The organism is Pseudomonas sp. ICMP 460 (assembly GCF_002723595.1).
Classification (GTDB): Bacteria; Pseudomonadota; Gammaproteobacteria; order Pseudomonadales; family Pseudomonadaceae; genus Aquipseudomonas; species Aquipseudomonas kitaguniensis.
The window spans coordinates 17,022-30,340 of sequence record NZ_LKBR01000010.1; the positions used below are offsets into that span (position 1 = coordinate 17,022).

General features: G+C 61.4%; 10 protein-coding genes. 2 read left to right on the forward strand and 8 right to left on the reverse strand.

Going from position 1 to position 13,319, the window contains the following annotated elements; translation table 11 throughout:
* The first annotated feature begins 89 nt into the window (after positions 1 to 89).
* The gene (gene rne, locus AO240_RS08650) at positions 90 to 3,311 is read left to right on the forward strand and encodes a ribonuclease E (RefSeq protein WP_099236195.1); all 3,222 of its coding nucleotides are present in this window, start codon (positions 90 to 92) and stop codon (positions 3,309 to 3,311) included.
* 196 nt (positions 3,312 to 3,507) lie between these two features.
* On the opposite strand, the gene AO240_RS08660 is transcribed toward rne, so the two are convergent.
* From AO240_RS08660 to AO240_RS08685, 6 genes are all read right to left on the reverse strand, one after another.
* Entirely contained in the window at positions 3,508 to 4,092 is a 585-nt protein-coding gene (locus tag AO240_RS08660; RefSeq protein ID WP_099236197.1) for an NTP transferase domain-containing protein, read from the reverse strand.
* Positions 4,089 to 5,075, reverse strand: a complete 987-nt coding sequence (locus AO240_RS08665; RefSeq protein WP_099236198.1) for an XdhC family protein — start codon at positions 5,073 to 5,075, stop codon at positions 4,089 to 4,091. Before AO240_RS08665 ends, AO240_RS08660 begins: the two co-directional genes overlap by 4 nt.
* 209 nt (positions 5,076 to 5,284) lie before the next feature.
* A complete protein-coding gene (locus AO240_RS08670; RefSeq protein ID WP_099236199.1) occupies positions 5,285 to 6,616 on the reverse strand; it encodes a dicarboxylate/amino acid:cation symporter in 1,332 nt (443 codons plus the stop codon).
* A gap of 550 nt (positions 6,617 to 7,166) precedes the next feature.
* A complete protein-coding gene (locus AO240_RS08675; protein WP_099236200.1) occupies positions 7,167 to 8,513 on the reverse strand; it encodes an ATP-binding protein in 1,347 nt (448 codons plus the stop codon).
* Entirely contained in the window at positions 8,510 to 9,187 is a 678-nt protein-coding gene (locus AO240_RS08680) for a response regulator transcription factor (RefSeq protein ID WP_003214228.1), read from the reverse strand. The genes AO240_RS08675 and AO240_RS08680 overlap by 4 nt, the downstream gene beginning before the upstream one ends.
* 18 nt (positions 9,188 to 9,205) lie before the next feature.
* Positions 9,206 to 9,514: a hypothetical protein gene (locus AO240_RS08685; RefSeq protein ID WP_099236201.1), complete on the reverse strand. Its 309-nt coding sequence runs from the start codon at positions 9,512 to 9,514 to the stop codon at positions 9,206 to 9,208.
* 136 nt (positions 9,515 to 9,650) lie between these two features.
* Here AO240_RS08685 and AO240_RS08690 point away from each other — a divergent pair, with 136 nt between their 5' ends.
* Positions 9,651 to 10,367 carry a 4'-phosphopantetheinyl transferase gene (locus AO240_RS08690; RefSeq protein ID WP_099236282.1) on the forward strand — a complete coding sequence of 239 codons (717 nt, stop codon included), beginning with the start codon at positions 9,651 to 9,653 and terminating at the stop codon, positions 10,365 to 10,367.
* Between the two features lie 177 nt (positions 10,368 to 10,544).
* On the opposite strand, the gene AO240_RS08695 is transcribed toward AO240_RS08690, so the two are convergent.
* Together AO240_RS08695 and AO240_RS08700 are read right to left on the reverse strand one after the other, a co-directional pair.
* A complete protein-coding gene (locus AO240_RS08695; protein ID WP_099236202.1) occupies positions 10,545 to 12,155 on the reverse strand; it encodes an ATP-binding protein in 1,611 nt (536 codons plus the stop codon).
* A complete protein-coding gene (locus AO240_RS08700) occupies positions 12,152 to 12,877 on the reverse strand; it encodes a response regulator (protein WP_099236203.1) in 726 nt (241 codons plus the stop codon). Before AO240_RS08700 ends, AO240_RS08695 begins: the two co-directional genes overlap by 4 nt.
* Positions 12,878 to 13,319 lie beyond the last annotated feature (442 nt).

A 13,319-nucleotide genomic window follows, 5' to 3' on the forward strand; every position in this document is an offset into this window, starting at 1 on the left:
CCAACCACTCTTGACGCACCTGACACCGACCGTGAGAAGTCGTGTGTGCCGAACGCCGTTTCCGGCAGCCCGGAAACCGACGGTACAACATGAAAAGAATGCTGATTAACGCAACCCAACCCGAAGAGTTGCGTGTTGCACTGGTAGATGGCCAACGCCTCTACGACCTGGACATTGAATCCGGTGCACGCGAGCAAAAGAAGGCCAATATCTATAAAGGCCGTATCACTCGCATCGAACCAAGCCTTGAGGCTGCCTTTGTCGATTTCGGCTCCGAGCGCCACGGCTTCCTGCCCCTCAAAGAAATCTCGCGCGAATACTTCAAGAAAGCCCCTGAAGGCCGCGTGAATATCAAGGACGTCCTGACCGAAGGCCAGGAAGTTATCGTTCAGGTCGAAAAAGAAGAACGTGGCAACAAGGGCGCTGCCCTGACCACCTTCATCAGCCTGGCTGGCCGCTACCTGGTGCTGATGCCAAACAACCCGCGTGCCGGCGGTATTTCCCGTCGCATCGAAGGCGAAGAGCGCAACGAACTGCGTGAAGCGCTGAACGGCTTGATCGCACCGGCCGACATGGGCCTGATCGTGCGCACTGCAGGCCTGGGCCGCAGCAGCGAAGAAATGCAGTGGGACCTCGACTACCTGCTGCAACTGTGGACCGCTATTAAAGAAGCGTCCCTGGACCGTTCCGCGCCGTTCCTGATCTACCAGGAAAGCAACGTGATCATCCGCGCCATCCGCGATTACCTGCGCCAGGACATCGGCGAAGTGCTGATCGACAGCGTTGAAGCGCAGGACGAAGCCCTGACCTTCATCCGCCAGGTGATGCCGCAGTACGCCAGCAAGATCAAGCTGTACGAAGACAGCGTTCCGCTGTTCAACCGTTTCCAGATCGAAAGCCAGATCGAGACCGCCTTCCAGCGCGTGGTCGAACTGCCTTCCGGCGGCTCCATTGTTATCGACCCGACCGAAGCCCTGGTGTCCATCGACATCAACTCGGCGCGCGCCACCAAAGGCAGCGACATCGAAGAAACCGCCCTGCAGACCAACCTGGAAGCGGCTGAAGAAATCGCCCGCCAGCTGCGCCTGCGTGACATCGGCGGCCTGATCGTGATCGACTTCATCGACATGACCCCGGCCAAAAACCAGCGCGCCGTGGAAGAAAAAGTCCGCGAATGCCTCGAAGCCGACCGTGCCCGCGTACAAGTCGGGCGCATCTCGCGCTTCGGCTTGCTGGAAATGTCGCGTCAGCGCCTGCGTCCATCCCTGGGCGAGAGCAGCGGCATCGTCTGCCCGCGTTGCAACGGCACCGGCATCATCCGTGACGTTGAATCGCTGTCCCTGGCGATCCTGCGCCTGATCGAAGAAGAAGCGCTGAAAGACCGCACCGCTGAAGTCCGCGCGCAAGTGCCGATCCCGGTTGCAGCCTTCCTGCTCAACGAAAAACGCAACTCGATCACCAAGATCGAACTGCGCACGCGTGCCCGCATCGTCATCCTGCCGAACGATCACCTCGAAACGCCGCACTTCGAAGTGCAGCGCCTGCGTGATGACAGCCCGGAAGCGCACACCAACCAGTCCAGCTACGAAATCGCGGCTGCCGCTGCCGAAGTCGAAGAAGTTCAGCCGGCCGCCGCGACCCGCACCCTGGTTCGCCAGGAAGCAGCCGTGAAGACTGCCCCGGCCCGCGCCAACGCACCCGTGCCTGCTGAAGCAGCTGCGCCGGTTGCCGCACCGGCCGCCCTGCCTGAGCCAAGCCTGTTCAAAGGCCTGGTGAAGTCGCTGGTCAGCCTGTTCGCCACCAAAGAGGAGCCTGTTGCTCCGGTTGTGGTCGAAAAACCGGCCACCGAGCGCCCAGCGCGCAACGAAGAACGTCGCAACGGTCGCCAGCAAAGCCGTAACCGCAACGGCCGCCGTGACGAAGAGCGCAAGCCTCGCGAAGAACGTGCACCGCGTGAAGAACGCGCGCCACGTGAAGAGCGTGCACCACGCGAAGCCCGTGAAGAAACGCCGGTTGTAGCGCGTGAAGAACGTGCACCGCGTGAAGAGCGCGCACCCCGCACCCCACGTGCCCCACGTGAAGATCGCAAGCCGCGTGGCGAGCGTGAAGAACGTGTACGTGAGCTGCGCGAGCCGCTGGACGCCGCACCGGCCGTCGCTGCCGAAGCCACCACCGAAGAACGCCCGGCTCGCCAGCCGCGCGAAGAACGCGCCCCACGTGAAGAACGCCAACCGCGTGCACCGCGTGAAGAGCGTCAACCACGCGCCGAGCAAGCCGCTGCCACCAGCGAGGAAGAAGAAGTACTGACCGGCGAAGAGCAACTGCAGGATGACGGCCAGGACAACGCCGAAGGCGATCGTCCACGCCGCCGCTCCCGTGGCCAGCGTCGTCGCAGCAACCGTCGTGAGCGTCAGCGTGATGCCAACGGCAATGTGATCGAAGGCTCGGAAGAGTCCGGCGAGCACACAGAAGCCGAACCGACTGGCGCCGAACTGGCTGCCGGCCTGGCCGTGACCGCTGCCGTTGCCAGCTCGGTTATCAGTGCACCCGCTGAAGCCCAAGCTCACGAGCAAGCTGAACGCGCTACGGCTGCTGTCGAAGAGACGGCTGCGGTAGAAGCACCCGTCGCGGAAACTGCAGTAGTTGAAGCGTCTGCGTTTGAAGCCCCGGTAGTCGAAGCGCCAGCGTTTGAAGCACCCGCTGTTGAAGCCCCGGTGGTTGAAGCCACTACCCCGATCGAAGCCCCAGTGGTTGCGGACGTGGAAGTTGCACCGGTTCGCGAAGCCCAACCAGAAGTGGAAGTGGCGGCTGTTGAGCCTGCACCGGTGGTTGAGCCTCAGCCAGTGGTTGAAGCGGCTGCTGAAACGCCGGTTGTCGAAGCTGCCCCACAGGTGCGTGAAGTTCGCGAAGAACAGACCGCCTTCCAGTGGACTGCCGAGCCAGCCGCTCCGGTTGAAGCACCAGCCCCTGCCCCAGTGGTAGAGGAAGCGCCCGCACCGGTTGCCGAAGTGGTTGAAGCCGCTCCGGTTGTGGTTGCCGAGCCAGCGCCAGTGATCGAAGCGCCGGTGGTTGTTGAAGTCGCCGCGCCGGTGGTCGAAGCTGCGCCTGCCAGTGCCCTGACCGAAAACGGTCGTGCGCCGAATGACCCACGTGAAGTGCGTCGCCGTCGCAAGGAAGCTGAGGCCGCCGCTGCTGCCGCTGCTTCTGCACCGGCTGCTGCCGAAGTGATCGAGGCGCCAGCCCCGGCTGTTGAAGCTGTGGTTGAGCATAAGGCTGAGGAAGCAGAGCACGAGCCTAAACCGCTCGTCTGATTCCAGACGCTACTAAAAAGCCCCGCCTGAGAGATCAGGCGGGGCTTTTTTTATAGCTGATGATCGTTCCCACGCTCTGCGTGGGAATGCCGCCCTGGACGCTCCGCGTCCCGCTGTAGAGCGGTGACGCAGAGCGTCACGGGATGCGTTGCCACGCAGAGCGTGGGAACGATCAAGAGCGATGACGCGGAGCGTTTCAGATGGGCGCGAAATCCAGTAAGTGCGGCACATCCACATCCCAAAGTACGCCGGGATCTTGCACCTGCACTTCATGCACCGTCGTCTGCGCAAATAACGGTCTGGCCCCACGATCTCCCGTCAACGCCATTAACGCTGGGCCGAACGCACGACCAAACGCAACCGGGTGCCCATAGTGGCCAGCGTGCACCGGCACGTTGATGCCCTCCAGGTTCGCCAACACTCGCTCAATGCTCGACGGCAAAATAAACGGCATGTCCCCCAGCAGCACCAGCCAGCCATCGCTTGGGCCACTGGCCGCAACGGCGGCTGCAATGCTGTCGCCCATGCCCGCCGATTGCAGCAGCAACACTTCGCAGCCGTAAGCCTGTGCCAAGCGAATCACTTCATGCCGGTCCGGTGAGGTAACCACCCAGCGCTTTACGACCTGCGCCGGCAGGCTCAACAGCACCTGCTCGATCACCGACCGGGTGACGCCATCGCGCCCGATGCAATCGGCCAGCAGTTTGTCTGTATCCGCTCCCGCCTCAGCCCTGAAACGACTGCCCTGCCCTGCCGCCAGCACAATTGCGCTAACACTCATTGCGCCAGCATCGGCTGCGGTTTTTTCTGGGTGGGCGCCACGCCATTCTTGATCGCGACGATTTCGGCCATCAGCGACAGCGCAATTTCCGCCGGGGTATGGCTGCCGATGTGCAAACCGATCGGCCCATGCAAGCGTGCAATCGCCTCGGCGGATAAACCCAGCTCGGTGAGGTTCTCCCGGCGCTTTTGGCTATTGACCCGCGAGCCGAGGGCGCCGATGTAGAACGCCGTGGAGTTCAGCGCCGTCAGCAGCGCCATGTCGTCGAGTCGCGGGTCGTGGGTGAGGCAGACGATGGCCGTGCGCTCGTCGGTCTGGATATTCAACACCGCCTCATCCGGCATGCCCGGCACGAAGCGGCCGTGGTGCTCTTCCCAGCCGTAAACAAACTCTTCGCGCGGGTCACAGATCAGCACTTCAAAATCCAGCAACCGTGCCATTTCAGCCACGTAGCGTGATAACTGCCCGGCGCCGATCAACAACAGTCGCCAGCGAGGGCCGTAAATGGCCCGCAGGCGTTCGCCGTCGAAGGTCACAACATCGGTCTTGCTCGCGCCACTCAGGGTGACGTTGCCGGTGCCCAGGTCCAATTCGCGCGCGACAATTTGATGCGCTTCACAACGCTGCAACAGCTCTTCGACCCAGCGCCAGTCGTCCACCCGCTCTTCTGTGAGGCGCAACGTGCCGCCGCAAGGCAGACCAAAACGCGCGGCCTCATCGCGGGTGACGCCGTAGGTCACCAGCTGCACAGGCGGCCCATCAGCAGGCAGGCGACCGTCCTGCAACCGGGCGATCAAGTCATCCTCGATGCAACCGCCCGACACCGAGCCGATCACCACTCCGTCGCCGCGCAAGGCCAGCATCGCACCCGGCGGGCGCGGTGCGCTGCCCCACGTCTGAACCACGCTGTACAACACCACGCGTTCTCCGGCGCGGCGCCATTCGAGCACGCTGCGCAGGACATTCAAATCCACACTGTCCATCAACACTCCTGCAGGCGATGCCGCGTCAATACGGCGGGCTAATCAGTCTTGGAACGAGCTGGCCGCTGTGAGTTTCATCTAATGGAAACGCATGAAGGCATGACTCAATGTAAATCAAAACGCTCAAAAGTGACCGACCAGAAACGCAAACGCCCCGAACAGGTCGGGGCGTTTGCAGCGTTTCAGGTGCTATGCACACCATCAGCGTGTTACTTGACGACAGGTGCAGGGCCTTCGGCCACGCCCAGGTCATCTTCTTCACGGGTGTCGGAGATACCGCGACCACCGGAAGCCAGCTCTACCTGCAGCTTGTCTTCGTCCAACTCCTTGACCCACTTGGCCACAACCAGGGTGGCAACAGCGTTACCCACCAGGTTGGTCAGCGCGCGGGCTTCGGACATGAAGCGGTCGATACCCAGGATCAGCGCCAGGCCGGCAACCGGCAGGTGGCCAACAGCCGACAGGGTCGCAGCCAGCACGATGAAGCCGCTACCGGTTACGCCAGCCGCGCCTTTGGAGGACAGCAGCAACACCAGCAACAGGGTGATCTGGTGGGTGATGTCCATGTGCGTGTCAGTCGCTTGGGCGATGAACACAGCAGCCATGGTCAGGTAGATCGACGTACCGTCGAGGTTGAAGGAGTAGCCGGTCGGGATCACCAGGCCTACTACGGATTTCTTCGCGCCCAGACGCTCCATTTTGATCAGCATGCGAGGCAGTGCGGATTCGGACGAGGAAGTACCCAGTACGATCAACAACTCTTCACGGATGTAGCGGATCAGTTTCAACACGCTGAAACCGTGCGCGCGGCAGATGGCGCCCAGCACCACAACCACGAACAGGATGCAGGTGATGTAGAAGCAAATCATCAACTGGCCCAACTGCACCAACGAGCCTACGCCGTAGGCGCCGATGGTGAACGCCATGGCGCCCAGGGCACCGATTGGCGCAAGTTTCATGATCATGTTGATGATGTTGAACATCACGTGTGCGAAACGATCGATGAAGTCCAGCACCGGCTTGCCGTAGGCACCCAGGCGGTGCAGGGCAAAACCGAAGATCACCGAGAACATCAGCACTTGCAGAATATCGCCGGTAGCGAATGCGCCGACGATGGTGTTCGGGATCACGTTAAGCAGGAAGCCAACGATGCTCTGGTCTGCACCGGCAGTCACATAGGCAGCGACTTTCGAAGCGTCCAGGGTCGCCACGTCGATGTGCATGCCGGCGCCCGGTTGCACAACGTTGACGACGATCAGGCCAATCAGCAGTGCGATGGTGGACACCACTTCGAAGTACAGCAGCGCGTAGCCGCCGGTTTTGCCAACCGACTTCATGCTTTGCATGCCGGCGATGCCGCTGACAACGGTGCAGAAGATGATCGGGGCAATGACCATTTTGATCAGTTTGATAAACCCGTCACCCAGTGGCTTGAGGGCCACGCCGGTTTGCGGGTAGAAGTGACCGAGCAAAATACCGATTACGATTGCGACGATCACCTGGAAATACAGGGATTTGTAGATTGGCTGACGAGTCGTCATTGCAAGTTTCCTCAATCGTCCCGTGTGGCAAATATCCGCCATTGCCCACGGCACTTGAATTGCGAACCCTCCTGCACTGGAGGGATTTGTTGTTTGCGAGACCTGTAGGACAAAGCCTGCGCTGGAATCCTTATCGCAAACGCCGTGCCACTTTGCTGAAAATCGCTGAAGGCCTTTAGACATCAGGGCTAGAGGTTTCAAACGCCGCTTGATCGCGCACGATAAGGTGGCGGAATTCCGCCAGGCGAACCGATCGCGTCCAATAATTTGGCGGATATCCGCCTTGAAGAGGATTTTGGGGCGCGGCTGACTATTTTATAGCGTATTCCCACAGGGTCTGCGCCGGCAGCTGACTTGTGGCAGATGGTGATGTTACGGCGAGCGGCCCTTGTGCCGAGCGGGCCTTGTGGCGAGCGGGCTTGCTCGCGTTGGGGCGCGCAGCGGCCCTGAAACCATTCAACCGGGTTCTGTCTGGATAAACTGTGGTGACTGAATTGGGGCCGCTTCGCAGCCCAACGCGAGCAAGCCCGCTCGCCACAAAAGAATGCGCTCAGGCGGCGGGGAAATGGATCTTGAACGCTGCGCCACCCAGCGGCGAATCGCCGAGGGTCAACGTGGCGCCGTAGCTTTCGATGATGTCTTTGACCACCGCCAGACCAATCCCCTGCCCCGGATGCTGGCGGTCCAGTCGCTCGCCGCGTTGCAAAATACGCGCGCGCTGGTCAGGCGGCACGCCAGGGCCGTCATCCTCGATATACAAATCCGTGCCTTCGAGGTCTTCCACCACGCTGATGCGCACTTCGCTCAAGCACAGGCGGTAGGCGTTTTCGAGCAGGTTGCCGAGCATTTCCAGCAAGGCGCCCTTCTCGATGGGCACATCACACTCCGGCGGCAGCTCGACGTTGATGGTCACGCGCTTGTCGCGGTAGACCTTGTCCAGCGTGTCGCACAGGCTTTGCAGCACGGGCTCCAAACGCACCTGATGGCGCACCAGGCCGCTTTTGCGCAAGCTGGCGCGCTGCAACTGGTAACCGATCTGCTGGCTCATGCGTTCGATCTGCGACTGCAGCACCCAGGCTTGGCTGCGCTCCTGCGGGCGCTGGGCCATGTCTTCGCTGACGCCCTGCAACACCGCCAGCGGGGTTTTCAGGCTGTGCGCCAAGTCGTCGAGGGAGTCTCGGTAGCGCGCCCGTTGCTCGCGCTCGCTGTGCAACAGGCGGTTGAGGGAACCGGTAAGCCGCAAGAGTTCACGAGGGTGTTCTTCGGTAAGGCTTTCGCGGGTGCCGCCTTCGATTTGGTCAAGCTCCTGGCTCAAGCGTCGCAGGGCTTGCAGGCCCCAGGTCAAACCCAGCCACAACAGCGTCAACAACACCAGCAAGGCCGCGCCGAACCCCAGGTAGAGGTTTTCGCGCAGGCCTTCGAGGGTCGTCAGGTATTCGCGCACCGGTTGCAGGGCGACGATACTGAACGCCGCGCTTTTGCCGCCCAGCAGCTTGACCTCTACGTCATAGGCGAAGAATTCCTGGCCGCTGGCCTCGCGAATGCGTGCGAACTCGTTGCCGCGTCCGTCGTAGCGCGGTTTGTAGTTGATGTTCTCTTCGCGGGTCGCGCGCGAACGCCATACCAGATGGCCTTCACGGTCGTAGATGTAGCCGAGCAGCCGGCTATCGGCGAGGTTGAAGCGTTCGTCGGGCAACTGCGCCGGCATCACCAAGCGATTGTTTTCAACCCGCGCGGCAGAAATCAGGGTGGTCACGTCCGACGCCAGGCGCTGCTCGATGGAATCCTGCAGCGCCAGGCTGAACGCACCTTGCATGGCGGGCAACAAGCCCAGCATAAACAGCACGGCCAAGGTGGCAGCCGCGAGCATCAAGCGCACACGTAACGAGCGAATCAACGGCAGCGCTCATTGAACAGGTAGCCCAAGCCACGCACGGTGTCGATCGGCTTGAACCCGGCCGGGCCTTCCAGCTTGCGGCGCAGGCGCCCGACCAGCACTTCAATGACGTTCGGGTCACGCTCGTCGTCATCGGGGTAGAGCTGCTCCATCAAGCGGTCCTTGGCGACCACCTGTTGATGGTGGCGCATTAAATACTCGAGAATTCGGTACTCGTAAGCGGTCAGCGCCAACGGCTGCTCATCCAGCGACGCTTGCTTGCGGTTGAGGTCCAGCAGCAACGGCCCGGCGACGATGGTCGACTGGGTGAAACCGCTGGAGCGGCGCAACAAGGCGTTCATCCGCGCTTCCAGTTCTTCGAACTGGAACGGCTTGACCACGTAGTCGTCGGCACCGGCGGCCAAGCCTTCGACTTTGTCCTGCCAGTTGCCGCGCGCGGTAAGGATCAGAATCGGAAAGGTCTTGGCCTGGGCGCGCAGTTGCCGGATCAGGTCCAGGCCGCCCATGCCGGGCAGCCCCAAGTCGATGATGGCGAGGTCGTGGTTGAATTGCCCGGTCTGGTACAAGGCTTCCTCGGCATTGGCCACGGCTTCGACCACGTGCCCACTGTCGGTGAGGCGGGTCAACAGGTGATGACGCAACAGCGCCTCATCTTCCACCACCAGCAATTTCATAAGGCTCTCCAAGGCAATTCAACTGTCCGACTGAGGGGTATCATAGCGGCCCTGCAAGTCTTGCGGGCGCAGTTTAATGCCATTGTATTGGCCCGTCAGGTGTTCGTAGCCGGCGCGATAGTCTGCTTGTGGGCTGGTTTGCCCCAGGGACTGGCCCCACGGCGCGGCTTGGCTGCCCGCATCTTCGAAGCTGACACGCTGGATCAGGGTGCTGGTTTTTTTGCTTCTCTCGCTGCCAAAGCCCGAAAACGTGGCGTCCGAAGCCTGCACGCCCGCCGTGGCACTGAGCATGGTTAACGCCAACATCAGCTTTTTGATCGCAGTCATGGTGCTTACCTCTGTGCGTTTGCCTGTTGCAGCCAGACTACGCAGGCGCCCCTGAACTCCCCCTGAACGGGCTCTGAACCGCGCCTGAACCGTAATGGGCTATCCAGCGGCACGCCAACTCGGCAAAATACCGCGCATGACGCCTCTACCCGCTTGCTGCACCCCACTCGATGCCCGTTGGCCACTGCCCGTCCCGCTACCTGGCACGGTGTTTGTGAGCACTCGATTCGACCCGGCCTTATTAGTCGCCGATGACTTTCAGCGCAGCGCCGTGCCGCCACCCGCCAGCATCCAGCGCTCGGTGGCCAAGCGTCAGGCCGAGTTCCTGGCGGGCCGCGTGTGCGCCCGCGCGGCGCTGCACCAGCTTGACCAGCTCCATTGCATACCGGCCATCGGCGAAGACCGTGCGCCGGTGTGGCCTGCGCACATCAGTGGCTCCATTACCCACAGCACCGGGCATGCGGCGGCGATTGTCGGGCATAAAGCGCAATGGCGCGGGCTGGGAATGGACCTGGAAAATGTACTGCCGCTGGAACGCGCGGAGCGTTTGGCCGGGGAAATTCTTACCGTAGACGAACTGCAACGCATGGCGAGCGTGCCGCGCGAGCAGATTGCGTTGCTGGTGACGCTGACGTTTTCGGCCAAGGAAAGCCTGTTCAAGGCGCTCTACCCGATTGTGCAGAAGCGCTTCTACTTTGAGCATGCCGAGGTGGTGGAGTGGTCACACAGCGGCCATGTGCGGTTGCGGTTGCTCACGGACCTGTCTGCCGAGTGGTGCCCCGGCACGGAGCTGGCCGCACAATTTGCGGTGAATGGGGAGCAGTTGTTGAGCCTGGTGGCTATCGGCGCGTGATACAGCGCAATCGCAAGCAAACCAGCGCTGATCACACCAAGCCGAAAGCACTCAACTGTGGGAGCGGGCTTGCTCGCGATTGCTGTGTGTCAGACACGTATTTTTCAACTGATAAGCCGCTATCGCGAGCAAGCCCGCTCCCATAAAAAAGCGCTTCAGCGTGTGGAGGCGATCACCTTATGCTTTTTGCTGATCGCGCGGCCAACTCAAGCTGAAACACGCGCCGCCGAGGTTGTTGCTCTTGCTGATCAACGCCCGCCCGCCATGCCAATGGATAATCCGCCGCACAATCGATAAACCCAGGCCATGCCCGCCTGATGCTCGGGTGCGGCTGTCGTCCAGGCGCAGGAACGGGGTAAAAATGCGTTCCCAGGCGCTTTGCGGCACGCCGGGGCCGTCGTCTTCCACATCGATGCGGCAACGCACCTGGCCCACCTGATAACTGATCAGCACCTGGCCTTGAGCGTGACGCATCGCATTGCTCACCAGGTTTTGCAACGCACGGTGCAAATAACGCGGCTCGGCATCCACCCACGCGTCGTCCCAATGCGCCGATGACAGGCATATACCGCGAGTCACCGTGACGTGCGGGCGCAGTGGCGACAACTCGCCAATCACTTGGTCGAGCAACGCACTGAGGTCGACCCGCTGGAAATTCAGCGCCGGCGCGCCCTGCTCCAAACGTGCGTAGGTGAGCATTTCGTCTACCAGGCCATCGAGGTCCTCGATATCGCTGTCCATGCCCTGCATGTATTTGGCCCTTGCCTGGGGAGTGGCGGCGTCGCCGATCATCTCCAGACCAAAGCGCAGGCGGGCCACCGGCGTGCGCAGCTCGTGGGAGACCGCGCGCACCAGTTCGCGCTGGATCGCCAATAATTGCTGCAAGTGCTCGGCCATGTCATTAAAGGCGGCCGCCAAACGCCCCACCGAATCGGCGCCGCGCGCAGGTACGCGAACATCCAGGCTGCCTTTGGCGATGCGCGTGGCCGCCGCTTCCAGGCCTTTAAGGCGCCGTTCAAGCTGGCGCACCAGCAAATACACGATCAGGCCGATCAAGGTCAGGCTGATCAGCGCGATCAAAATCAGCCATTGCGGCGGGTACGGGTTCATTTGATACAGCGGGCCAATCTCCAGTACCCAAGGCGTACCGGCCATGCCGGCAAACACCCGGATCGAATCGCCGCCCTTGCCCAAGGCCATCACGGTATCGCCCTCCGCTACACGGCGGCGCTGGTCGTCGTCCATGTCGGCCTGGGCAAGCGTCATAAGGTGCATGTCAAAACCAAAACCCTTGGCTTGCTTGATGTCGGCGAGCTTTTGCGCTTGCTCGGCGACCGGAAAACGCACCAGTTCGTCGGCCAACAAGTAAATAGTCGCGCGGGCCAGTTGTTCGCTGATCTGCTGCACTTCGCCGGTGAGCACCCACGGCTCCTGTTCGCTGACTTGGCGCAGCACACGCGCCGAATGCGGCCCGGTCTGCTCAACCAGCACTTGGCCACGTTGCAGGCGGCTGCGCTGGCCCAAGTCGAGCTGAGCATCGCTCAGCGTGCGCAACGCCAAGGGCATGCCAAGCAAACGCTCCCACATCGCCAGCGCACGTTGGCGCTCGATGGGGCTCATGGGTTGCAGGTTGTCGCCCATCAGCGCGAAGGTGCCGTGGGCCAGGCGCTCGCGGTATTGGTCGCTGCGCACCTCGTTGAGCAGGTGCAGGGCCAGTACCCCCAACAGCGCGACCAGAATCAGCGCGGCGCACATGCCGCCGTAAATCCGCAGGAAGATCGAGTTCACAGCGGCATATCGGCAGCGGCTTCAGGGACGAACAAGTAGCCTTTGCTGCGGATGGTCTTGATCAAGCGCGGGTGAATCGGGTCGTCACCGATTTTTGGGCGAATGCGTGAAATGCGCACATCAATGGAGCGATCCTGGCCGTCGTAGCCGATGCCGCGCAGGGCGATGAAGATTTCTTCGCGGGACAAAATGCGCCCGGCATTCGCCACCAGTAACCACAGCAAATCGAACTCGGCGCTGGTCAGTTCGATAGCGCCGCCGTGCAGCCAGGCTTCGCGCAGCGCATTGTCGACCAGCAACGGGCCAAACTGCAGGCGGCGCTGGTGTTCGACGGCCGGCGGTACAGCCGTTTCGCTGCGCCGTAGCAAGGCCTGGATGCGCGCGAGTAACAAGCGCGGGCGCACGGGTTTGCACACGTAGTCGTCGGCGCCCATGTCCAGGCCCACTATTTGGTCCATGTCGTCGGTACGCGCGGTCAACATCAGGATCACACCGTCATAATGTTCACGTACCGTGCGGCAGATGCTCAGGCCGTCTTCGCCGGGCAGCATCAGGTCGAGAATCACCAGGTCCGGCTGCTCAGCGATGATGCGCGCCGCCGCAAGGGCGCCGTCGCTTTCCACCGACACGTGCAGGCCGTTGCTTTGCAGGTAGTCGCGGGTCAACTCAGCCAGCCGCTCGTCGTCCTCGACAATCAATAGGTGCCAGGCTTCTTGCTCCACGGGTGACCCTCGTTGTTATTAGAAATGGTTCAGGACGCACATGCTGATCTTCACCCGGCATACCCAGTTTGTAATGTTTTCTGGGCATAACAACGCCTGTGAGTGGGCAGATTGTAGCCACGTGCCAGCCCTGCGGCACAAGCGCGGAAATCCATTCGGTGATCACATTTTTTTATGGTAGGGTTCGCGCCCTCAAAAATTGAGATGCCGTTTCAAGCCCGAAATATTTAATGACAAACGGTTCAACGCAGTCGCTACGTGGCCTACACGGGTATTGCAGCTTTCTTTCACATTTTACTCACAGCCTTATCCACAGGTTACTGCGTTGCTAACCCTACAAAAACGCATTATCTTGTACCTCGGCGGCACGCCAGACCCCACATGTGGGGTTTTCGACCCATTCGACCAACCACACAAGTGGCTCGAAACTCAAGCGCTTTAT